Annotated in this window: 22 protein-coding genes and 1 riboswitch; of the genes, 14 read left to right on the top strand and 8 right to left on the bottom strand. The window is 66.0% G+C overall.

What is annotated here, in order from left to right; translation table 11 throughout:
- Together bcsC and bcsZ are read left to right on the top strand one after the other, a co-directional pair.
- Positions 1-3576 carry a cellulose synthase complex outer membrane protein BcsC gene (bcsC, locus tag LC407_RS18910; RefSeq protein WP_223483406.1) on the top strand — a complete coding sequence of 1192 codons (3576 nt, stop codon included), beginning with the start codon at positions 1-3 and terminating at the stop codon, positions 3574-3576.
- On the top strand, positions 3560-4693 hold the full coding sequence (gene bcsZ / locus LC407_RS18905; RefSeq protein ID WP_223483405.1) for a cellulose synthase complex periplasmic endoglucanase BcsZ: 1134 nt from the start codon (positions 3560-3562) through the stop codon (positions 4691-4693). The genes bcsC and bcsZ overlap by 17 nt, the downstream gene beginning before the upstream one ends.
- A gap of 42 nt (positions 4694-4735) precedes the next feature.
- Here bcsZ and LC407_RS18900 read toward each other — a convergent pair whose 3' ends face one another.
- From LC407_RS18900 to ettA, 3 genes are all read right to left on the bottom strand, one after another.
- On the bottom strand, positions 4736-6052 hold the full coding sequence (locus LC407_RS18900; RefSeq protein ID WP_025876668.1) for an NCS2 family permease: 1317 nt from the start codon (positions 6050-6052) through the stop codon (positions 4736-4738).
- A gap of 63 nt (positions 6053-6115) precedes the next feature.
- Positions 6116-6805 carry an outer membrane beta-barrel protein gene (locus tag LC407_RS18895; RefSeq protein ID WP_033830329.1) on the bottom strand — a complete coding sequence of 230 codons (690 nt, stop codon included), beginning with the start codon at positions 6803-6805 and terminating at the stop codon, positions 6116-6118.
- Between the two features lie 245 nt (positions 6806-7050).
- Positions 7051-8715 (bottom strand): energy-dependent translational throttle protein EttA, encoded by a 1665-nt coding sequence (gene ettA, locus LC407_RS18890; protein WP_025876664.1) that lies wholly within the window; start codon positions 8713-8715, stop codon positions 7051-7053.
- A gap of 252 nt (positions 8716-8967) precedes the next feature.
- Between ettA and LC407_RS18885 the strand changes: the two genes are divergently transcribed.
- The 6 genes from LC407_RS18885 to ribD all read left to right on the top strand — a co-directional run bounded on the left by LC407_RS18885 (position 8968) and on the right by ribD (position 13668).
- Complete coding sequence (locus LC407_RS18885) at positions 8968-9444, top strand: RcnB family protein (protein WP_025876662.1); 477 nt, start codon at positions 8968-8970, stop codon at positions 9442-9444.
- A gap of 184 nt (positions 9445-9628) precedes the next feature.
- Positions 9629-10882, top strand: a complete 1254-nt coding sequence (gene glyA, locus LC407_RS18880; protein ID WP_223483404.1) for a serine hydroxymethyltransferase — start codon at positions 9629-9631, stop codon at positions 10880-10882.
- Between the two features lie 67 nt (positions 10883-10949).
- Positions 10950-11378, top strand: coding sequence for a hypothetical protein (locus LC407_RS18875; RefSeq protein WP_223483403.1), 429 nt, complete (start codon positions 10950-10952; stop codon positions 11376-11378).
- 30 nt (positions 11379-11408) lie between these two features.
- The gene (locus LC407_RS18870; RefSeq protein WP_025876656.1) at positions 11409-11852 is read left to right on the top strand and encodes a hypothetical protein; all 444 of its coding nucleotides are present in this window, start codon (positions 11409-11411) and stop codon (positions 11850-11852) included.
- Between the two features lie 94 nt (positions 11853-11946).
- Positions 11947-12468: a transcriptional regulator NrdR gene (gene nrdR / locus LC407_RS18865; protein WP_025876654.1), complete on the top strand. Its 522-nt coding sequence runs from the start codon at positions 11947-11949 to the stop codon at positions 12466-12468.
- A 114-nt stretch (positions 12469-12582) separates the two neighbouring features.
- Positions 12583-13668, top strand: a complete 1086-nt coding sequence (ribD, locus tag LC407_RS18860; protein WP_223483402.1) for a bifunctional diaminohydroxyphosphoribosylaminopyrimidine deaminase/5-amino-6-(5-phosphoribosylamino)uracil reductase RibD — start codon at positions 12583-12585, stop codon at positions 13666-13668.
- 70 nt (positions 13669-13738) lie between these two features.
- Here ribD and LC407_RS18855 read toward each other — a convergent pair whose 3' ends face one another.
- From LC407_RS18855 to LC407_RS18845, 3 genes are all read right to left on the bottom strand, one after another.
- The gene (locus LC407_RS18855) at positions 13739-14380 is read right to left on the bottom strand and encodes a hypothetical protein (RefSeq protein WP_223483401.1); all 642 of its coding nucleotides are present in this window, start codon (positions 14378-14380) and stop codon (positions 13739-13741) included.
- Positions 14367-15248, bottom strand: a complete 882-nt coding sequence (locus LC407_RS18850; RefSeq protein WP_223483400.1) for a hypothetical protein — start codon at positions 15246-15248, stop codon at positions 14367-14369. Before LC407_RS18850 ends, LC407_RS18855 begins: the two co-directional genes overlap by 14 nt.
- 149 nt (positions 15249-15397) lie before the next feature.
- Positions 15398-16021: an outer membrane beta-barrel protein gene (locus LC407_RS18845; RefSeq protein ID WP_025876645.1), complete on the bottom strand. Its 624-nt coding sequence runs from the start codon at positions 16019-16021 to the stop codon at positions 15398-15400.
- A 243-nt stretch (positions 16022-16264) separates the two neighbouring features.
- A riboswitch (FMN riboswitch) is annotated at positions 16265-16411 on the top strand.
- Positions 16412-16488: 77 nt separating this feature from the next.
- Between LC407_RS18845 and LC407_RS18840 the strand changes: the two genes are divergently transcribed.
- The 6 genes from LC407_RS18840 (at position 16489) to LC407_RS18815 (ending at position 21458) form a co-directional block, all read left to right on the top strand.
- On the top strand, positions 16489-17115 hold the full coding sequence (locus LC407_RS18840; RefSeq protein WP_134831996.1) for a riboflavin synthase: 627 nt from the start codon (positions 16489-16491) through the stop codon (positions 17113-17115).
- Positions 17112-18212: a 3,4-dihydroxy-2-butanone-4-phosphate synthase gene (ribB, locus tag LC407_RS18835; RefSeq protein ID WP_032978962.1), complete on the top strand. Its 1101-nt coding sequence runs from the start codon at positions 17112-17114 to the stop codon at positions 18210-18212. The genes LC407_RS18840 and ribB overlap by 4 nt, the downstream gene beginning before the upstream one ends.
- Positions 18213-18370: 158 nt before the next feature.
- Positions 18371-18838: a 6,7-dimethyl-8-ribityllumazine synthase gene (gene ribH / locus LC407_RS18830; protein WP_025876639.1), complete on the top strand. Its 468-nt coding sequence runs from the start codon at positions 18371-18373 to the stop codon at positions 18836-18838.
- Positions 18835-19314, top strand: a complete 480-nt coding sequence (gene nusB, locus LC407_RS18825; protein ID WP_025876637.1) for a transcription antitermination factor NusB — start codon at positions 18835-18837, stop codon at positions 19312-19314. The genes ribH and nusB overlap by 4 nt, the downstream gene beginning before the upstream one ends.
- 120 nt (positions 19315-19434) lie before the next feature.
- Positions 19435-20397 (top strand): thiamine-phosphate kinase, encoded by a 963-nt coding sequence (gene thiL / locus LC407_RS18820; protein ID WP_051562411.1) that lies wholly within the window; start codon positions 19435-19437, stop codon positions 20395-20397.
- Between the two features lie 164 nt (positions 20398-20561).
- Positions 20562-21458 carry a hypothetical protein gene (locus tag LC407_RS18815; protein ID WP_134831997.1) on the top strand — a complete coding sequence of 299 codons (897 nt, stop codon included), beginning with the start codon at positions 20562-20564 and terminating at the stop codon, positions 21456-21458.
- A 97-nt stretch (positions 21459-21555) separates the two neighbouring features.
- On the opposite strand, the gene LC407_RS18810 is transcribed toward LC407_RS18815, so the two are convergent.
- The gene (locus tag LC407_RS18810; protein ID WP_134831998.1) at positions 21556-21927 is read right to left on the bottom strand and encodes a DUF805 domain-containing protein; all 372 of its coding nucleotides are present in this window, start codon (positions 21925-21927) and stop codon (positions 21556-21558) included.
- A 127-nt stretch (positions 21928-22054) separates the two neighbouring features.
- A complete protein-coding gene (locus tag LC407_RS18805) occupies positions 22055-22465 on the bottom strand; it encodes a hypothetical protein (RefSeq protein ID WP_032978965.1) in 411 nt (136 codons plus the stop codon).
- Positions 22466-22530: the final 65 nt, after the last annotated feature.

The following is a 22530-nucleotide window of genomic DNA, read 5'->3' as shown; positions in this document are numbered from 1 at the left end:
ATGGTGCGTCCGCCGCCGTCGCTGGTCGCCGCCTCCGGCCTGGTCCTGATCGGGCTGGCGGGCCCGTGCGCGGCGCAGGCGCTGCCAGCCACGCCCGGCGGCACTGTCGCCGAGCAGCGGCAATGGCTGCTGCAGCAGGTGCGCATCGGCGAGGCCAGCGGCCGTCAGGGGCTGATCGAAGATGCCCTGGCCCGGCTGCGCATGCTCGCACCGGACGACCGCAGCACCCTGGTGGCGATCCTGGAAGTGCAGCTGTCGCAGCAGAAGATGGAAGATGCCGATGCGACCCTGCAACGGCTGCGCCAGCTCGGCGCCGGCAGCCGCGAACTGGCCGCCGGTGAGCGCCTGTGGCGCGCCTATCGCGGCGACCTGCAGCAGGAACTGCAGCAGGCACGGCTGTTCGCCGCCGGTGGTCGCAGCGATGAAGCGTTGCTGATCTACCGCCGTCTGTTCAACGACGATCCACCGGGGCTGCAGCTGGGCCTGGAGTACTGGCGCCTGCGCGGCACGCAGGCCAGCGGGCGCGATGCCGCAATCCGCGAACTGACCGCGCTGGACCGCAGTTACCCCGGCAACACCACCCTGTTGCAGACACTGTCGCAGCTGTTGTTCGCAGCCGGGCGTGATGCCGATGCGCTGGCGGCGCTGCAGCGCATGGGGCGCAATCCGGAAGCGCGCGCGCTGGCGGCCGATGCCGAATGGGGCTACCTGCAGGACCAGCCTGCCGACGAGCGCAACGTGCGCCGCCTGCAGGAGTTCATCACCCGCAACCCCACCTTCAGCGACATTGCGCTGGTGCGCGAACGCTATGCCGAACAGCACAAGCGGGTAAGCGATCCCTCCTGGCGCGCAGGCCTGCGTGGCCAGCAACTGCTCGACGCCGGTCGCAATGCAGAGGCCGAGCGCGCATTCCTGCAATCGCTGCGCGGCTATCCGCGCGAAGCGGAGTTCCTCGGTGGGCTGGGCATGGCCCTGATGCGGCAGGGGCGCCGCGAGCAGGCCATCGCCTATTTCCAGCGTGCCGTGCAGGCCACACCCGCGGGTGATACCAGCGACAGATGGCGCGACCTGATCACCAGCACCCGCTATTGGCTGCTGCTGGACCAGGCCGACACCGCGCTGGCCGCTGCCAGGCTCGATGATGCTCAGGCACTGTATTCGCAGGCGCGCCGGCAGCAGCCGCGCGAGATAAACGCCATCCTCGGCCTGGTTGATGTCGCGGTGGCGCGTGGCGACGATGAGGCCGCCGAGCGGCAGCTGCAGGCCGCGCGACGGATCGCCCCGCGCGATGCCAATGTGATCCGCAAGCTGGTGCAGCTGTATGGCCGTACCGACCCGCAGCGTCTGGAATCCTTCATCAACGCCTTGCCTGCAGCGCAGCGCACCCTGTACGCCGAAGACCTGCGCCAGCTGCAGATCAGCCGGCTGCGTGAGCGTCGTGAGCAGGCGTTGGCCGCTGGTGATGCCGATGCGGCCATCACGTTGGGGCGTGAGCTGCGCCGCGAACTGCCCGGCGATGCCTGGCTGGCGTATGCGCTGGGCAATGAACTGCGGACGGCCGGCAAGCTGGATGAAGCAGATGCGGTGGTTGCCGATATGGCCACGCGCAATGCCGGCATCGAAGCGCGTTACGCGCAGGCGCTGTACCTGTCCGGTTCCGATCGCCTGCCACAGGCGCTGGCCGTGCTGGAAGGCGTGCCGCGCGCGCAGTGGGACGATGACATGCGCGCCTTGTCAGAACGCCTGCAGCGCCAGCAGCTGATCGATCATCTGTGGGAGCTGCGCGCGCAAGGCCGGGAAGCAGAAGCCATTGCCCTGCTGCAGCAACAGCCGCCCAGCGCGGACAACCAGCTGATCCTGGCCGAGTGGGCGCGCCTGCGTGATGATCATGCACAGGCGCTGCACTACTACCAGCAGGTGCTGGCGGTGCAACCGGACAATCTCGATGCGCAGTTGGGCCAGCTGCAGGCCTGGATCGGCACCGGCGACCTGGCCAGTGCCCGTCGGCAGATGCACGACGCGCCCCCCGTGGTGGCCGATGATGCGATCGGCCAGCAACGCCAGTTGGCGACCATCTGGACCGACCTGCATGAAGACGCCAAGGCGCTGCAGATCCTGCGCGCGCTGCTTGCCCGCAAGAGCGGACCGGACGCCCAGTCCTGGCGCGATGCGGCGCGTCTTGTACGGCGCGAAGATCCGCAGCAGGCGCTGGACATGTACGCACGGGCGATGGCCGACAATGGCTTGATCGCACCGTCGCAGGCGCAGCCACGTGACAACCGCGCGTTGACCCTGGCCAGCCGCGAAACCGCCAGCGACGACTGGTTGCGGCGCAGCCTGCGCAGCGACGTGGAAGCCCTGTACCAGCAGGAAAATCCGACGCTGACCGTGATGCAGGATTCCGGCCGTCGCAGCGACGGCACGCCTGGCATCTCGAAACTTGCACGCGATACCCGCATCGCCCATCTTGATGCACCGTTCGCCGGTGGCCTGGGCTGGGCGCGCATTGAACAGGTGCATTTCGATGCAGGCCGTTTCCAGACCGACGCCGACGGCGCCTACAGCGACGATTTCGGCAGCTGCGACCTGGGCCTGCTGCAGGCCGACGGCACGCAGCTGCAGGCGCCGGGCTGCACCCGCTACGTACACCAGCGGCGCAGTTCGGGTGCCGGCTTTGCCGTGGGCTGGCGCACCCTGGATGATCGCTGGAATTTTGATATCGGCCATTCGCCGTCCAACTACGTGGTGGGCAACTGGCTGGGCGGCGTCACTCTCAATGGTGACCTCGGCCGGCTGGGCTGGGGAGCGACCGTATCGCGGCGGCCGATGACCAATTCGCTGCTGTCGCAGGCTGGTGCGATCGATCCACGCAGTGGCATTGCCTGGGGCGGTGTCACCGCCAATGGCGTGACCGTCAGCCTCGGCTATGACGAAGGTGGACGCAACGGCGTGTGGTCGAACTGGAGCTGGCACCAGCTGACCGGCCACAACGTGGTGGACAACACCCGCGCGCGGGCGATGGTTGGCTGGTACCACAAGCTGATCCAACGCCCGGACATGCGCCTGGATGTGGGAACCACCGCGATGTACTGGCGCTACCAGAAGGACCTGGGCGGCTATTCGCTGGGGCAGGGCGGCTACTACAGCCCGCAGCGCTATGCGTCGCTGAGCCTTCCGGTGGGCTTCGCCTGGCGCAACGACGACTGGTCGGTGCGCGTTGATGGTTCGGTCAGCGTCTCCAACGCACGCACCCGCTCGATCAGCCGCTTCCCCGACGAGGCCCTCATCCAGCGCGTGATCGCACAGCTGGAACCGCAGTACGGTCCGCTGCAACTGGACCCGGATGGCCTGTACACCACCGATGGCAGCAGTACCGGTACGGGCTATCGCCTGTACGCGGCAGTTGAGCGGCGCCTGGGTGATCACGTCGTGCTGGGTGCGGCCGGTACCCTGCAGCGCAGCCGCGATTTTTCGCCGAACACGTTCCAGTTGTACCTGCGCTATTCCTTCAAACCGTGGCAGGGCAACCTGCCGTTGCCCGTCTCTCCGCTGGTGCCGTATGGCGAATTCCGCTGACCTGCAACGCCGCCGTCTGCTGCAGGCGACAGTCCTGCTGCCGCTGCTGGGCAGCGCCGGCGTTCGCGCGGCCACCACAGCATCGCGTTGGCCGGCCTGGCAGGTGCTGCAGGACAGCAGCCTGAGCCGCGATGGGCGCATGATCGACCGCAGCCAGGAGGATCAGCGCAGCACATCGGAGGGCCAGTCCTATGCACTGTTCTTCGCGCTGGTCGACAACGATCCTGCACTGTTCGACCGCATCCTGGCCTGGACGCAGGACAATCTCGCAGGCGGTGACATGGCCGCGCGCCTGCCAGGCTGGTTGTGGGGGCAGGGCAAGGAAGGCTGGCGCCTGCTGGACGACAATCCTGCATCCGATTCGGACCTGTGGCTCGCCTACGCACTGCTGGAAGCTGCACGCCTGTGGCGCCGCCCCGCGCTGCAGGCCATCGCCGAAGGCATGCTGGCACAGGTGCGCGCGCGCGAAGTCGTGCAGATACCCACGCTGGGGCCGATGCTGCTGCCGGGGCCGCAGGGATTCATCGAAGACGGCGCCACCCGGGTCAATCCGAGCTACCTGCCGCTGCCGTTGCTGCGGCGATTCACAGCGGTTGATCGAAGCGGCCCCTGGCAGGCGCTGGCCGACAACACCGTGGCCCTGCTGCAGCAGACCAGTCCGCATGGGTTCGCGCCGGACTGGGCCGCGTGGAAGGACGGCAGCTTCATCGTCGATCCGGTGAAAGGGGCTGTGGGTGGCTACGACGCCATCCGCTGTTACACCTGGGCCGGCATGACTGCGCCGCGCGATCCCTTGTTCCGTCGCCAGCTCACCGCTCTGTCCGGCCCGTTGCAGCGCCTGCGCAGCGGTGCGCCGATGTGGGAGAAAATCGACACGCGTACCGGCAAAGGGCAGGGCGAGGGCAACTACGGTTTCCGTGCCGCACTGCTGCCCTACCTGCTGGCACAGGGTGAAACATCCCGCGCCGCGGTGCTGCTTGAAAGCCTGCCCAGCGCCGAACAGCAGCGTGCTGGCGAGCCCGCGTACTATTCGCAGATGCTCACCCTGTTCGGTCGCGGCTGGGCGGAAGGCCGCTGGCGTTTCGCTGCCGACGGACGCCTGCAGCCGCGCTGGTGATGCAACGGCCGGGCGATGCCCGGCGGGCCCATCAACAGGTGATCACTCCAGCGCGTAACGCAGCACGAACAACACCGCCACCAGCCACACCGCCGGGTGCACCTCGCGCCAGCGGCCGGTGCCGGCCTTCAGCGCGGCATAGGCAATGAAGCCGAAGGCCAGGCCGTTGGCGATGGAATAGGTGAACGGCATCGCCAGCGCACACAGCGCGGCGGGTACGGATTCGGTCAGGTCGCTCCAGTCCACTTCCACCAGTTCGCGCAGCATCAATCCGGCCACGAACAGCAGCGCCGGCGCGGTGGCATAGCCGGGCACCATCGCCGCCAGCGGCGAGAACAACAGCGCGGCCAGGAACAACGCAGCCACCACCAGTGCGGTCAAACCGGTACGGCCACCCACCTGCACGCCCGAGGCGCTTTCGGCGAAGGCGGTGGTACTGCTGGTGCCCAGCAGCGAGCCGGCTACAATCGCCGTGCTGTCGGCCAGCAGCGCGCGGCCGAACCGCTTCTGCGCACCCGGCAGTTTCAGTAGGCCGGCACGGCCGACCACGCCATACAACGTGCCGGTGGCATCGAACACTTCCACCAGCACGAACACCAGCACCACCTGCAGCAGCACGGCGATCGGCGCGCCGCCGTTGTGGTGCAGCAGGCCAGGCAGGTCCAGCTGCAGGAAAGTCGGCGCCAGGCTCGGCGGCAACGACACCAGCCCGTGGTACTGCAGATCGCCCAACGCCCAGCCGGCCGCGGTCACCGCCAGGATGCCGATCAGGATCGCACCGCGCACACGCCGCGCCTCCAGGATCGCGATCAGCAGGAAGCCGCCCAGTGCCAGCAACGGCGGCGCGGTATTGAGCGGGCCCAGCGCGACCAGCGTGTCCTCGTTGCCGATGATCACGCCGGATTTCTGCAGCGCGATGATGGCCAGGAACAGGCCGATGCCGGCCACGATCGCCGACCGCAACGACGCCGGAATGCCCGACACCAGCCACGCGCGCACGCCGGTCAGCGACAGCACCAGGAACACCAGGCCGGAAATGAACACCGCCGCCAGCGCCTGCTGCCAGGGCAGCCCGGCAGCGCCGACCACGGTGAAGGCGAAGAACGCATTCAAGCCCATGCCCGGGGCCATGCCCACCGGGAAGTTGGCCGCCAGCGCCATCACCACCGAGCCCAGCGCCGCGGCCAGGCAGGTGGCCACGAACACCGCGCCGGCGTCCATGCCGGTGGTGCCCAGGATCTCGGGATTGACGAAGACGATGTAGGACATCGTCAGGAAGGTGGTGACACCGGCCAGCAGTTCGGTGCGCACGGTGGTGCCGTGCTGCTGCAGCTGGAACAGGCGTTCGAACAGGGACATCGCAGATCTCTCGTACCTGCACGCCCTGCCGCCCGAAGGACCGGCGGGTGCGTCGCCAGGCGGTTAGAAGTGGTAGTTCAACTTCAGCGTAACGCTGCTGTAGTTGGTATGGAAGCTGCGTCGCGCCGCAGCCGGGTAGTTGGGATCTTCCAGGTAAACCGGGCTGGAGCCCAGATGGGTGTAACGGTACTCCGCACCCGCCGAAAGCTGGTCGCTGAAGCGGTACAGCAGGCCTGCGCCGACGTTCGCGCCGGTGGAAACATGGGATGCGCGGGTCTCGAATTCGGCCACGCGGCAGCCGTTGGTGGCCTCCACCAGCGACTTGTCGCAGCCCAGCGAAAACTCCTGGCGGGCCACGCTCACGCCGGCGCTGACGTACGGCAGCCACTGGCCTGCCGCGTAACCCAGCGTCAGGTTGACTGCGCCCGAACGGGTCACCGCATCCTTGCCGTAGTAAGGGCTGTACTGGTGGTTGTCGCGGTCCTTCCACTCCTGGGTGATGTTGCCGAAGGAAAGGGTGCCTTCGATCCCGGCAACCACATTGTTGTCGAACTGCCAGTTGCGGCCGGCCTGCAGCCCGCCAGCAAAGCCGCGGATGCTCTTTTCAGAGGCATTGGCGTTGCTGCGGTCCTGGCTGTGGCCTTCGCCATGGCTGGCATGGGCACCCAGGTAGATGCCTTCCCAGTTCGCCGGCGCGGCCGCGGCAGTGCCCGACAGCAGCAGCGCTGCCGTGGTGGAGATCAGTGCTTTCATGGTGTTTTCCTACGAGGGGGATGAATCGGGTGCGTAGGAAAACCGAAGCATTGGGCCGGGAACATACAACGAGTTGCAAAGTACGGAGGATGCCGTGTGCGACAAGGAATCAACACTGCTTTACACGGGCAGCCTTCAGCCGGGTCGCGTTGAAGTGCGTCGCGAAGAGGTCAAAAGCGTCAACAAAAATCGATTGCGGCCCATGAAAGGCGAAAGGCCGCGCGAGCGCGGCCTTTCGTTCTTGCTTACTTCAGCGCCTTGAAGCGCAGGCGCTTCGGCGCAGCGTCGTCGCCCATGCGGCGGCGCTTGTCTTCTTCGTACTCGCGGTAGTTGCCCTGGAAGAACTCCACGTGCGAATCGCCTTCGAACGCCAGGATGTGGGTCGCGATGCGATCCAGGAACCAGCGGTCATGCGAAATGACGAAGGTGTTGCCCGGGAACTCCAGCAGCGCATCTTCCAGCGCACGCAGGGTTTCGATGTCCAGATCGTTGGACGGTTCGTCGAGCAGCAGCACGTTGCCACCCTGCAGCAGGGTCTTGGCCATGTGCAGGCGGCCACGCTCACCACCGGACAGCGAACCGACCATCTTCTGCTGGTCCTGGCCCTTGAAGTTGAAGCGGCCGATGTAGGCGCGCGACTGGATCTCGATGCCGTTGATGTTGAGGATGTCCAGGCCGCCCGCGATTTCCTGGAACACGCTGTGGTTGCCTTCCAGCGCGTCGCGGCTCTGGTCCACGTAGGACAGCTGCACGGTCGGGCCGACCACGATCTCGCCGGTGTCCGGCTTTTCCTGGCCGGTGATCATCTTGAACAGGGTCGACTTACCGGCACCGTTGGGGCCGATGATGCCGACGATGGCGCCCGAGGGCACCAGGAAGTTCAGGTTGTCGAACAGCAGGCGGTCGCCGAACTTCTTGGAGACGTTCTTGAATTCCATCACCGCCTGGCCCAGGCGCTCGCCCGGCGGGATGAAGATTTCATTGGTCTCGTTGCGCTTCTGGTAATCGACCGACTGCAGCTCTTCCAGGCGGGCCAGACGGGCCTTGCCCTTGGTGCGGCCGCCCTTGGCGTTCTGGCGCGACCACTCCAGTTCCTTCTGGATCGCCTTCTGGCGAGCCTTTTCCTGGTTGTCTTCCTGCTTCAGGCGCTCATCCTTCTGGGTCAGCCAGTCGGTGTAGTTGCCCTTCCACGGAATGCCGCGGCCACGGTCCAGTTCCAGGATCCACTCGGCGGCGTTGTCCAGGAAGTAGCGATCATGGGTGACCGCCACGACGGTGCCGGTGTAGCGCGCCAGGAACTGTTCCAGCCATTCCACCGACTCGGCGTCGAGGTGGTTGGTCGGTTCGTCGAGCAGCAGCATGTCCGGCTTCTGCAGCAGCAGGCGGCACAGCGCCACACGGCGCTTTTCACCACCGGACAGCTTGCCGACGATGGCATCCCACGGCGGCAGGCGCAGCGCATCGGCGGCCACGTCCAGCTGGTTTTCCAGCGTGTGCGCATCGCCGGCGGCGAGGATCGCCTCCAGGCGCTCCTGTTCCTTGGCCAGCGCGTCGAAATCGGCGCCTTCTTCGGCATAGGCGGCGTAGACTGCATCCAGCGCAGCCTGTGCCTGCAGCACTTCGCCCACGCCTTCTTCAACCGCTTCACGCACGGTCTTGGTCGGGTCCAGCTCCGGTTCCTGCGCCAGGTAGCCAACCTTGATGCCGGCCTGCGGACGGGCTTCGCCCTCGAAATCGGTGTCCACGCCGGCCATGATCTTCAGCACGGTGGACTTGCCGGCGCCGTTCAGGCCCAGCAGGCCGATCTTCGCGCCCGGGAAGAAGGACAGCGAGATGTCCTTGATGATCTGCCGCTTGGGCGGGACCACCTTGGACACGCGGTTCATGGTGTAGATGTATTGCGAGGACATGAGGTCTCCGTAGGCGCGACCCTGCGCCCGGTCCGTCACGGGGAACTTCCCGTTGCGGCAGCGGGCACAGACTGAATGGAATACCCCCAATTATAGCCGGAACCGCTTACGCCCCGCGCCGTCCGCAGCGCCCGGGGCTGGCCGAGGACTGAATGGGCCGTCACAGTCCCGCAGCGGGAAGCGTTTCCAGCCGGAAACCGTTCAGATCGAATGCGCAATATGGGCTCACCACCCACCCAGCAGAGGTCTCCCATGCACATCCATCGACTCATGGCCGGCGCCGTGGCCTCTGTACTGGCGCTGGGCGCCATCGCCCCGGCCTTCGCCGACAACGACCACCGTGGTCGCGACCACGACCGCCGTGAATGGCGAGAAGATCGCCGCGAGTGGCGCCACGACCGTCGCGACTGGGAACGCGACCGCCGCGAAGCGCGCCGTGACTACCGCCACGACCGCCGCTACGACCATGGCTACTACCGCCCGGCACCGCCGCCGCCGCGCGTGGTCTACAGCCCGGGCTACCGGCCCGGCTATGGCTATGGCTGGCAGCGCGGCCACCGCTATCGCGATTACTACCGCGGCCCGATCTACGTGGTGAACGACTACCCGCGCTACCACCTGCGCCGCCCGCCGTCCGGCCACCACTGGATCCGCGATGACCGCGGCAACATGCTGCTGGTGGCCGTGGCAACCGGCATCATCGCCGACTACATCATCAACAACCGTTGATGCAGCGCCGGGGTCGGAGCCCTTTCCAACGGAAAGGGCTCCGACCCCACACCGCCATTCGAAACCATACGGGGCCGGATTCGTTCGTCGAATCCGGCCCCGGTCGTTTCGGCCCCAGCAGGCCGGGGCGGGGCTACAATCAACGGCTGAGCCGCACCCCTTTCCCCGCCTGCTGGAGTAACCGATGTTCCCGCGTGACGTCCGCATCGAAACCTACGATCCCGAACTGGCCAAGGCCATCGCCGCCGAAACCCAGCGCCAGGAAGACCACGTCGAGCTGATCGCCAGCGAGAACTACACCAGCCCGGCGGTGATGGAAGCCCAGGGCAGCCAGCTGACCAACAAGTACGCCGAAGGCTACCCGGGCAAGCGCTACTACGGTGGCTGCGAATACGTGGACATCGCCGAACAGCTGGCGATCGACCGCCTGAAGGAACTGTTCGGCGCGGACTACGCCAACGTGCAGCCGCACAGCGGTTCGCAGGCCAACCAGGCCGTGTACTTCGCGCTGCTGCAGCCGGGCGACACCATCCTCGGCATGAGCCTGGCCCACGGCGGCCACCTCACCCACGGTGCCAAGGTCAACGCCTCGGGCAAGCTGTTCAACGCCGTGCAGTACGGCGTCAACGACCAGGGCCTGATCGATTACGACGAAGTCGAGCGCCTGGCCCTGGAGCACAAGCCGAAGATGGTCGTGGCCGGCTTCTCGGCCTACTCGCAGGTGATCGACTGGGCGCGCTTCCGCGCCATCGCCGACAAGGTCGGCGCCTACCTGTTCGTCGACATGGCGCACGTCGCCGGCCTGGTTGCTGCTGGCGTCTACCCGAGCCCGCTGGAACATGCGCACGTGGTCACCTCGACCACCCACAAGACCCTGCGCGGCCCGCGCGGCGGCATCATCGTCGCCAAGGGCGCCGACGAAGACCTGGTCAAGAAGCTGCAGTCGATCGTGTTCCCGGGCATCCAGGGCGGTCCGCTGATGCACGTCATCGCCGGCAAGGCCGTGGCCTTCAAGGAAGCGCTGGAGCCGGGCTTCAAGACCTACCAGCAGCAGGTGGTGAAGAACGCGCAGGCGATGGCCAACACGCTCATCGCACGCGGCTACAAGATCGTCTCCGGTGGCACCCAGAACCACCTGATGCTGGTCGACATGATCGGCAAGGACGTGTCCGGCAAGGACGCGGAAGCTGCGCTGGGCAAGGCCCATATCACCGTCAACAAGAACTCGGTGCCGAACGACCCGCGTTCGCCGTTCGTGACCTCTGGCCTGCGCCTGGGCACCCCGGCGGTGACCACCCGCGGTTACCTGGAACAGGACTGCGTGGACCTGGCCAACTGGATCGCCGACGTGCTCGACGCCCCGGCCGATGAGGCCGTGATCGCCCGCGTGCGTGATGCGGTCAGCGCGCAGTGCCGCAAGTACCCGGTCTACGGTTGAACGGGCACTGGGGTCGGAGCCCTTCCCTGCGGGAAGGGTTCTGACCCCGGCACCGGAGTACCCGCGCATGGATGAGCGCCGCCTCAGGTATCTCTATGCAGCCTTGGCTGTGCCGTTGGGCGCACCCAGCGTGCTGTTTGGTGGGGCGATGGCGGTACTGGCCATGGCCGGAAGCGTGCTTTCACTTGCCGACGGCACCGTCAACCTGCCCGGGCAGGCATTGATGCTGCTGTGGGGCCTGGCCGGACTCGCCGGTTGCATCGCCTGGCTGGACCTCAGTTGCGGATATTTGTTTGCAGGGCGCAGCGCACTGCATGCGCGCAGCCGGGCGCAGTGGGGCGCGCTGCTGCTTGGCATGCTGGCTGCGCTGCCGCTGTTGGGCATGGGGCTGTGGCTGGGCCTCACCCACGGCAGCGAAGGCTTCGGTCTGCTGCTGGTGGGGCCGTCGCTGCTGGTCCCGGCCGCCATGCTGTTGTGGCTGCGACCACGCACGTGAAGCAAGCAGCCAGCAAGGAGATTCGAACGCATGGATGAGCGCCTGCACAAACGCCTGTATATCGCCCAATGCCTGCTGCTGGGGTTGCCTGCACTGGTGGCCGGTGGCGGCGTCGCCGGCTTCGGCATCTACACCTTCCTGACCCGCCACGGCCTGATGCGCGGCGACGAAGGCGCGGTGCTGTTGCTGTGGGCGCTGGCGGGTGTGATCGGCTTGCTGGCCTGGTTGTGGCTCAGCATCCGCTACCTGCGGCTAGGGCGCGATGGCCTGCGGCGCACCGCCCGTATTCCCTGGATCGGCTTGGCGCTGGGCGCCATGGCGGCGCTGGCGGTGATCGGCGTGGTGCTTTTCAGCTTGTTTGCCGGCAGCCCCTGGCAGGTACTGGGCTATCTGGTGCTGGGCGTGCCGCTGCTGGTGCCGGCTGCGCATCTGGTGTGGTTGCGTCGCGCTCCGGGCCTTGCCGGACAAGGCTGATTGCCGCCTGCATTTGCTGCAAAACCCCTTCTCAGGTACCGTTGCGACGCTACCACGACCGTGGCAGCAGGTATTTCCCTGAGCCAGGCGTTCAATGCATTGCCCCTTCTGCCAGCATGCCGATACACGGGTCATCGACTCGCGCGTCTCCGAAGACGGCGCGACGATTCGCCGTCGGCGTGAGTGCGAGGCGTGCAACGAACGCTTCAGTACGCTTGAAACCGTTGAACTGAAGCTGCCGGCCATCGTCAAGAGCGATGGCACCCGCGAAGCCTTCGATGCCCGTAAGGTCCGCGCCGGCTTTGATCGCGCGCTGCAGAAGCGTGCGGTGCCGGAAGAGAAGATCGAAGCGGCGGTACGCGCAGTGGTGCATCAGCTGCGCATCAGCGGCGAACGCGAAGTGCCGTCGATCAAAGTGGGCGAGTTCGTGATGAACGAACTGCGCAAGCTTGACCATGTCGGTTATGTGCGTTTCGCCTCGGTCTATCGCAGCTTCGAGGACGTGGCCGATTTCCGCGAAGAAATCGAGAAGCTAGAACGAGACCTGCCTTCCAGCACCGAGCAACTGCAACTGCTGGGCGATGTGATTGCCCTGACCAAGAAAAAGAAGGGCTGACGGCCTTTGCATCGGTAGCTGCCAACCTTGGTTGGCGCCGTACTGCCCATCCACGCATGGCGTGGATCTACTGGGCCTTGGCTGGCATCGTGCTGACGGCGGTACCATGGCGGCATGAGCATATCGTTCACCGTCCTTGACCACCTGCACATGGCCGCCGCATTGCGGCTTGCCGAACGCGGTGCCTATACCACCCGTCCCAATCCGATGGTCGGCTGTGTGATCGCCCATGGCGAGCGCGTGGTCGGGCAGGGCTGGCATCAGCGCGCTGGCGGCCCGCATGCCGAAGTGTTCGCCCTGCGCGAAGCGGGCGGCGACGCGCGCGGTGCCACCGCCTACGTCACCCTGGAACCGTGCGCGCACTACGGCCGCACGCCGCCGTGCGCACTGGCGCTGATCGAGGCCGGCGTGTCGCGCGTGGTCGCGGCGATGCGCGACCCGTTCCCGAAAGTCGATGGCGGTGGTTTCGATCTGCTGCGCGACGCCGGCATCGAGGTTGCCGAGGGCTTGATGGCGGCACAGGCGCGGGAACTCAACAAGGGCTTCCTGTCGCGCGTGGAGCGCGGTCGTCCGTGGCTGCGGGTGAAGCTGGCCGCCAGCCTCGATGGCCGTACCGCGATGGCCGACGGCAGCTCGAAGTGGATCACCGGCCCCGCCGCTCGCGAAGATGTGCAGCACTGGCGCGCGCGCGCTGGCGCGATCCTCACCGGCGCCGACACCGTCATCGCCGACGACCCGATGCTGACCGTGCGCCTGGCTGACACTGAAGTCATGCCGCCCCTGCGCGTCGTCCTCGATTCCCGCCTGCGCTCGCTGGAATGCAGCCGTGTGCGCGAGGGTGGGGCGCCCACGCTGTACCTGCACGATGCAATGATCAGCCCGCCCGACGCCGCCGACGCGGCCTTTGCCAGCGTAGCCGTCCGCCACGGTCGCCTTGATCTGGGCGCGGTGTTGGCACTGCTGGCCGAGCGCGGCATCAACGAGGTGCACACCGAAGCCGGTGCAACCCTGGCTGGCGCGCTGGTGCGTGGTGGCTGGGTGGACGAGTTGCTGATGTACCAGGCGCCAACACTGCTGGGCGACAGCGGCCGCCCGTTGCTGGCCGACCTCGGCATCGAGGTGATGGATCAGCAGCGCCGCCTGCGCGTGATCGACCAGCGCCAAGTGGGGGATGATCTGAGGTTGCTGCTGCGGCCATGAAGAAGGGGACGGAGGGGATTACGTCGTTTGTGGCAAAAACGCCGTAATCCCCTCCGTCCCCTTTTTCAGTTCAACGATCCTCGCCAGGCGGGTGCTCGTTCCACTCGAAGAACGGCAGGAACGCATCGGCCAGTTCGCCCATCAGCGGCGAGGGGTTCTTTACGCGCCAAGCGCCGCCGTCATGATCGCGCTCGAAGGACACGGTGATGATCCTTTCCCGGTCCGGTGCCGTCGCGATCATCTGCGTATACGCGCTCGCCAGTTCGCTCGCCATCTGTGGGGGATGCGGTCCGTTGAATGGCACCGGGTGCTGCCGATAGACGGGCAGCAGGGCCGTCAGGTCCGGCAGGTGGCAACGGTAGTCAACATCGGCGATGTCTGCCTGCGGATGGTGCACGCTGCCGACACTGCAACGCACCGAGGTCTGGCGCCTGCGCAGGGCCGCGGCGGCCTGCGGCCAATCGGCCATTTCAGGCGCCTGGTCCAGATGGCTTACGCTCGCCAGCGCCGCCGCGATCGCCGGGCCCTTGGATGTATCCAGATAGCGGCCCAGCTCGGCCTGGGCGGCGGTATCGCCGTGCACGATCACCTGTGCGTACAGCTCGAACACGTGTCCGGGCGTGGGCACAGGCGGCGCCGCCAATGCCGCAACCGGGGCCAGCAATGCAGCCAGCCCCAGTCGCTTCAGCGCAGTGAACTCACGCGCACGCATCGGTCCACATCATCTCGGCCATCGGACGCAGTGCCTTGCACTCCTGCGTCATTTCCTCGGCCGACATCACCTGCGTCTTGGCCTTCAACTCTTCGGTCATCGCATCCACACCGCTGATCTGGTCCGGTGCGATCTTCGCCACGCAGCTGCGGTGCTGCTGCAGCAGCAGATCGCAGGCCGGCACGCCGGTCACCTTCGGTGCCTTGGCTGCTTCAACGTCCTGCATCCAGCCATCGAACGGCGCCAGCGCATCCAGCACCGGGCCCACCAGATCATCGAAGTTGCTGCTGTACCAGTAGCCCTTGTCCTTGGCGGTGTACAGGGTGAGGGTGCCGGTCACGGCCTTGCGCGGGCCACTCTGCAGGGCCTGGGTATAGGCCTCGGTGAAGCGCGCGCGCGGAGCCTTGTCCTCACCCGTCAGGCTGGCCAGGAACAACGGCTGCACGCTGCCCAGGTCGGCCAGCTGGCAGCTGAAATCGACCTTGGCGATCTTCTGGTCGTCCACGAATTCGTTGTCTTCCACCGTGCTGCGCGTGGCACGGCACTGCGAGGCCTTCAGCACCTTGGCGTACATCGCTTCCGCCGCTGCAGGATCGCCCTTCACTCCGGCCACGTCCAGCACGATCTGCCACGGCTCGGCCAACGCCTGGGCCATCATGCCCGGCACCGGCGTTACCGAGTCCTGGCCGTCGAAGGCCGGCTTCAATGCATCGTTTAGCGTGCGCGTGGCGGCGGCATCGTCTTCCAGCAATGCGCGTGCGTACAGATCGAAGGTCTGTTCGGGGCTCAGCTGCGCCGGGGCAGCCGCGGCGAACAACGGGGCGCACAGCAGTGCGGTGGCCAGCAGGCCGCGGATCGGGGTCTTCATGACGGTGTTCCTGTTCCAGAGGGCGGCAAGCCTAGCGCAATTGTCATTGCATTCGATGGCGTGCCGCAGCCAAGCATATTGCGCGCGACGGCCAACAAAAAACGGGCCCCTTGCGGGACCCGTTCGATCGCACGACGAGGATCGGGCAATCAGAAGCTGGCGCGCACGCCGGCCGAGTACTGGGTGACGTCGCGGTAGCCGGAGATCTCGCCGACCAGACCCCAGGTACGGGTGAAGTTGATCTGGCCGCCGACGGTGCCAACCCAGGTGCCCTTGAATTCGTTGCCACCGTCCATGTAACCGGCCTTGATCCAGGCTTCGGTCATGCGCGAAGGCTTGCCACGCAGGCCCATGGTGGCACGCACCAGGTTGGTGTGGTCCTTCACGCTGAAGCGGCCGTAGTCCACGTCCTTGACGGTGATTTCAGCCTGCTGGCGGACCCAGGCGATGTCGGCGGTGTAGTCCACGCGGTCGCTGAAGGGCATGTGGTAACCGATGCCCAGCTCCGGCTGGTTCAGCTTGAGCTTCATCGAGCCGTAGTCGTAGTCGTACGACTTGCTGCCGTAGTTCCAGCCGCCGAACACGTGCACCTGCTCGGCCAGCGCGATCGAACCGCGCACGTAGCCACCATCGACCTTCGGGTCGTTGAACACGTCGTCGTCGGTCTTGACCTGGGTCCAGCCGCCTTCGACGTAGGTGTAGCTCAGGGCGTCGGCGGAGGCCGAGAACGGGGCAGCGGCCAGCAGGGCGGCCACGATCAGGATCTTGCGCATGGGAATTCCTGTGAATTTCAGTCCATTGGCGGCCCGCCTGTGCGGCAGTCCGTGGCGACCTCATGTCGTCCGACCGCCGATTTTAATGAAAGTTTTACGAAATGCGAGCGACGGCCGTCACAGGCCTGGACGCGCCCGGGTGGGGTCAGAGCCCTTTCCTGCGGAAAGGGATCCGACCCCCGGGGGCATCCGGCCCCGTTCAGCCCGGGCTGTTACACTTGGCGGGCCGGTTCGCCGGTACACAAACGTCTTCAGGGCGGGGTGCAATTCCCCACCGGCGGTAGGTGCGCAAGCACGAGCCCGCGAGCGCCCCGGCCTTACCGTCGGGGGTCAGCAGATCCGGTCCAATGCCGGAGCCGACGGTCATAGTCCGGATGAAAGAAGACGGTGCCACAGGGCCTTTGCGGCCCTGCGCCCGCCTGTTTGCCTTGCGGCGTTTTTCGCTCACTTTTCGCGGAGAACGTTACTTGTTTACTGGAATCATCGAAGGCGTCGGCCGTCTGGCCGCACGCGAATCCATCGGCGGCGATGTCCGCTTCACCTTCAACGTCGGCAGCCTGCCGTTCGACAACGTGCAGATGGGCGAGAGCATCGCCATCAACGGCGTCTGCCTCACCGTCATCGCGTTCGACGCCGGCAGCTTCCAGGCCGATGCGTCCACCGAGACCCTGGGCCTGACCACGCTGGGCCAACTGGCCGAGGGTGCGGTCATCAACCTTGAACGTGCCATGCGTCCGACCGACCGCCTTGGCGGCCATCTGGTCAGCGGGCACGTCGACGGCCTCGGCCAGGTCCTGTCCATCCATGAAGATGCGCGTGCCCAGCGCTGGCGTTTCGCCGCGCCGGCCGCCCTGCGCCGTTACATCGCCAAGAAGGGTTCGATCTGCGTGGACGGCGTCAGCCTCACCGTCAACGAAGTGGACGACGAAGGCTTTGAAGTGGCGCTGATCCCGCACACCGTGGCCAATACCGCGTTCTCCGCCACCGGCGTGGGCAGCGCGGTCAACCTGGAAATCGATCTGGTCGCTCGTTATGTCGAGCGGTTGATCGGAGTGCCGACCAACGGTCAGCACCCACAGGGAGATACCCCATGAACTTCGCCCCCATTCCCGACATCCTGGAAGACATCCGCCTCGGTCGCATGGTCGTCATCGTCGATGACGAAGACCGCGAGAACGAAGGCGACCTGATCATGGCCGCCGAGCTGGTCAAGGCCAGCGACATCAACTTCATGGTCACCCACGGCCGCGGCCTGGTGTGCCTGCCGCTCACCCGCACCCGCGCCGCCGACCTCGGCCTGGCGCCGATGGTGCAGGCCAATACCGCGCAGTTCCAGACCAACTTCACCGTCAGCATCGAAGCGGCCGAGGGCGTGACCACCGGCATCTCGGCACACGACCGCGCGCACACCATCCGCACCGCGGTGAAGCCCAATGCCAAGCCGTCGGACCTGCACCAGCCGGGCCACATCTTCCCGCTGATTGCCCAGCCCGGTGGCGTGCTGACCCGCGCCGGCCACACCGAGGCCGGTGTCGACCTGGCCATGCTGGCCGGGCTGGAACCGGCCGGCGTGCTGGTGGAGATCCTCAACCCGGACGGCAGCATGGCGCGCCGCCCGGAGCTGGAAGTGTTCGCCCGCGAGCACGGCCTGAAGATGGGCTCCATCGCCGACCTGATCGCCTATCGCCTGGCCACCGAAAAGACCGTCGAGCGCGTGGACGAGCGTGATATCGACACCGAGTTCGGCCCGTTCAAGCTGGTCACCTACCGCGACCGCATCGCCCACGACCTGCATTTCGCCCTGGTCCGCGGCACCCCGGATGCGGACACGCCCACCCTGGTGCGCGTGCAGGTGGAAAACCCGCTGGCCGACCTGCTGCACTGGCGCCGCGATGACTTCGGCGTGGCGGCCACCGATGCCCTGCGCGCGATCGCCGCGGAAGGCAGTGGCGTGATGGTGGTGCTGTCGGCCCCGCGCGACGGCGAAGCGCTGTTGGCCCGCCTGCGCCAGCAGCCGGCGCCGGTGGTGCCGGGCAAGGACAAGGATGTGGGCCAGTGGCGCCGCAACGGTGCCGGCGCGCAGATCCTGTCCGACCTGGGCCTGGGCAAGCTGCGCGTGCTGGGCACGCCCCGCCGCCAGATCGGACTGGCCGGGTACGGCCTTGAAGTGGTGGAGACGGTCACCCCGTAACCCGCTCGGTGTGCCGACCAACGGTCGGCACCCACAAAGGCGCGGCCCACTGCAGCTGGTGGGTGCCGACCGTTGGTCGGCACGCCCCGGGCCCCCGCCAGCCACGGCCGGGGCCCATCCACGGTAGAATTACCCCTTAATCGAATCCCAAGCCGCATATGAGCCACTACGAAGGCGATCTTCGCACTCCCGAATCGGCGCGCTTCGCCATCCTGGCCAGCCGCTGGAACGCCCGCATCACCGATGTGCTGGTTGCTGGCGCCCGCCAGAGCCTGGCCGGCAACGGCATTGCCGAAGCCAACATCGACGTGATCCGCGTGCCGGGTGCCTGGGAGCTGCCGCTGGTCGCCGCGCGCCTGGCCGCCGCCCACGAACACGCCGCCATCCTCACCCTGGGCTGCGTGATCCGTGGCGACACCCGCCACTACGAGCACGTGGCCGACCGCTGTGCCGAAGGCCTGATGCGCGTGCAGCTGGACTTCGGCGTGCCGGTGCTGAACGGCGTGCTGGCCGTGGAACGCGTGGAAGATGCCGAGGCCCGCGCAGGCGGCAGCCACGGCAACAAGGGCGAGGAAGTCGCGCTCGCCGCATTGGAAATGGTCAACCTTCTGGAGCAGCTGCCATGAACAAGAACACCCAGGGCAAGCCCTCCGGTAAACCCGTCCGCCGCGATGGCATCGATCCGGTGCTGCGCTCGCGCGCGCGCCGTCGTGCCGTGCAGGCCATCTATGCCTGGCAGATCTCCGGCGGCAACGGCCAGTCGCTGATCGCCCAGTTCGCCCACGAACAGGCCCGCGAAATCGCCGACCTGGCGTACTTCGAAGCGCTGGTGCATGGCGTGCTCGACAACCGTCGCGACATCGACGAAGCCTTCGGCCCGTACCTGGACCGTGGCATCGACGAAGTGGACGCGATCGAACGCGCCGTGCTGCGCCTGGCCGGTTACGAACTGCGGTACCGCCTGGACGTGCCGTACCGCGTGGTGATCAACGAAGCCATCGAATCGGCCAAGCGCTTCGGTTCCGAACATGGCCACACCTACGTCAACGGCGTGCTGGATCGTGCCGCCGTGGAATGGCGCAAGGTCGAATCGGGTCACTGACCCACCTGTGGTAACGCCGGCCGCTGGCCGGCAACTGCAGGGATTCTGAGGTTGCCGGCCTGCGGCCGGCACTACCGCCCACCGCGCACGGCGCGGCACGTACAAACGCGGGAGCGCCCCATGTCCCTGGCCGAATTCGCCCTCATCGACCGCATCCGCGCCCGCACCGTCGAGCGCGACGACATCGTGCTCGGCATCGGCGACGACGCTGCGCTGCTGCAGCCGCGCCCGAACGAGCAACTGGTGGTCACCGCCGACACGCTCAACAGCGGCGTGCATTTCCCGGCCGAGACCCCGGCGTTCGACATCGGCTGGAAGACGCTGGCCGTCAACCTGTCCGACCTCGCCGCGATGGGCGCGCGCCCGGCCTGGTGCACGCTGGCGCTGTCGCTGCCCGAAGCCAGCGAAGACTGGATCGATGCCTTCGCCGATGGCTTCTTCGCCCTGGCCGACCAGCACGACATCGCCCTGATCGGCGGTGACACCACGCGTGGCCCGCTGTCGCTGTCGGTTACCGCGATGGGCCAGGTGTCACGCGGCCAGGCGCTGCGTCGTGATCGCGCACAGATTGGCGATGACATCTGGGTCAGCGGCACCCTCGGCGATGCTGCCGGTGCGCTGCGCCTGTGGCAGCAGGGCGCATTGAACGTCACCGCCGCCACCTTGCTGGCCGACTACGAAACCCTGCGCCTGCGCCTGCTGCGTCCCACCCCACGCGTCACCCTGGGCCTGCGCCTGCGTGCATTCGCGCATGCCGCCGTGGACATCTCCGATGGCCTGCTGGCCGACCTGGGCCACATCGCCGCACGCAGCGGTGTACGCGCCGAAGTCGACGCCGATGCATTGCCGATGTCGTCGGCACTGCGCGAACTGCTCGGCCGCGATGGCGCCCGTGACTGCGCGCTGCACGGCGGCGACGACTACGAACTGTGCTTCACCGCCGCCGCCGACCAGCGCGACGCGCTGCACTACGTGGCCGAATCGCTGGACGTGCCGATCACCCGCATCGGCCGCATCATGGAAGGGCAGGGCGTGCACACCGAAGGCCACGACGGCCCGAGCGGATACGAGCATTTCGCCTGAGTAGATGTTGCGAACTAGGATGGCAATAGTTGGGCGGAGCCACATTATCCGGACCGATTGCCGGAGAAGATCTGTTTGGATGTCAACTTATCCACAGATTTGCACTCGGCACGCCAACTCCTACTAGCGTAAATTTCAGCCATTCGGACGCGGTGAGATGCGAAATGGCAAACCCAAAACTTGGCGGAAGATTCTCAGCTAGATTGGCCGCAAATAGACAGGCTCCTTTAATTCTTGACGATGCCCCTGCGCACACGAGAATTGGCTACGTCCGGGCTATCCTCACGAGATTCGCTGGACAGCGCTATGGATCGCCACCTCGTTTCCAACCCCTGATTGCTGGCGAGCTCCATGAGGCCTTCATAACAATCTGTAGGCTTGATGCAGATCCATATGATTGGAGCGAACAAAGCGAGTGGGATGCTCTGTCGTCACACTTGAAAATGTGTGAGTGGCCATTGTTCTTTGAGTTTATAGAGTTGGTCGGAGAGCAACTCATCGAAGTCGACGACAGCATTCCGTTCGATAGTGATTTCAACTTTGATGCTTATCGCTCAAGCGTAAATGAGTTGCTGGAGGCTGACGGTATTGGCTGGATGCTGAACGAGAAGTCCCAACTGACGAGGCGGCTGAGGGCCCTGCAGAGGACAGTTGCATCTGTTGACGCTGCACTGACAGAAAAATTTGAAAGTGCGCGCGTCCATTACTCGAAGGCAATGCAGTATTTGCTGAGGCATCCAGTTGATCCCGGGAACAGCGTAAAGGAGATTGCCTGTGCCCTCGAGAGTGTCGCTAAGGTCCTCGATACCAAAGCAACTACTCTGAACAACGCATTGAAGAATCGGCGAAGTGACGGAAGGTTCAGTCCAAGACTGCTTGATATGCTCGAAAAGTTCTATGCATATACGAACGCAACGCCATTTGTTCGCCATGGGCAAGTGGAGGGGGCGCCGCCCACCCTTGCTGAAGCTGAGCTCGCAATCCAAGTGGGCTTGGCATCGATCTGCTACCTGATCGCAACCGATGGCGAAGGCGGAAATAGGCAGAATGAGAGGCAATGATGGTAAGGATAAGCCGACAACATCCTTTACTCCTGTAGAGTCGAGCCGCAATCGACTGCTCTTTCGACTGCGCCGGGCATGGCCCGGCGCTACCAGTTCAGACGTGCGGAACGGGCGTCCCAAAGCGGTTGCCGCCCGGCGTGCCGGGCAGCAGCAGGAACACCAGCAGCACCAAGCCTGCAAACGGGACCATTGCCAACAGCAGCCACCAGCCCGAGCGATCGGTATCGTGCAGGCGACGAACGGTGGCAGCAATGCCGGGCAATGCGAAGGCCAGCCACATCACCAAGCTCAGCCCGCTCGATGCCAGGATGAGGCCCTGAGAACCGCTGTAGCCGGCATAGAAACTCACAATGTAAAGCGGGATCGAGACGATCACGATGAACAACTGGAACCACCAGAACTCGCTGCGGCTGGCCCGGCCACTGAACTGTGCATAGCGCTTCAGGGGGATCATCATCTTGTGCATCGGTACACTTCCTGGAAAGAAGTGCGCACTATCAATGCCAGTGTGAAGATGAGCCATCGGAATCATTGCAAATGCGGGTGGCAGGCTGCTGAACTGAGCCCTCTTCCGCAGTTCAGAACGCGAAGCGCTACGCCACCCGCAACTGCACATCCACATACTCGGCCAGCCCACGGCAGGCCAATAGCAGCCCTTCGCGCACATCATCGCCCACCTGCTGGTCGGCATCGCCGTCCACGCGCACGCGTTCGATGGCGTGCAGCAGTTCCAGCAGCAAGGTGAGCCCGGCATTGGCGCGGTCGATGCGGGCCATCGCGAAGCCAAAGCACTGCTTGCGTCCTTTGTCCGGCCACGGCTGGCCATCGGCGGCGTCCACGTGGCGGATGCGCTGCAGGCAGCCAAGCAGGGTGATGCCTTCGTCGGCGTGGGCGCGCATTGTGCTGCCCAACGTGGTTTCCAGTGCTTTGGCCAGATCATCCGGCAAGCGTTCGACGGCGTCGCCCAGTGTGGCGAACAGATAGGGATAGAGCGAAGAAGTCATGGCGGCGTCCTTGAGTGTGATGCAAGGGGCCGCCCTCGCATTGGGCGAGGGCGGCGGACGGTGCG

It is taken from the genome of Stenotrophomonas sp. OVS01A, from assembly GCF_019969775.1.
GTDB classification, from domain to species: domain Bacteria; phylum Pseudomonadota; class Gammaproteobacteria; order Xanthomonadales; family Xanthomonadaceae; genus Stenotrophomonas; species Stenotrophomonas indicatrix.
Note: the sequence above shows the minus strand (reverse complement) of the source record. Positions and strands in the feature narration are given on the sequence as shown.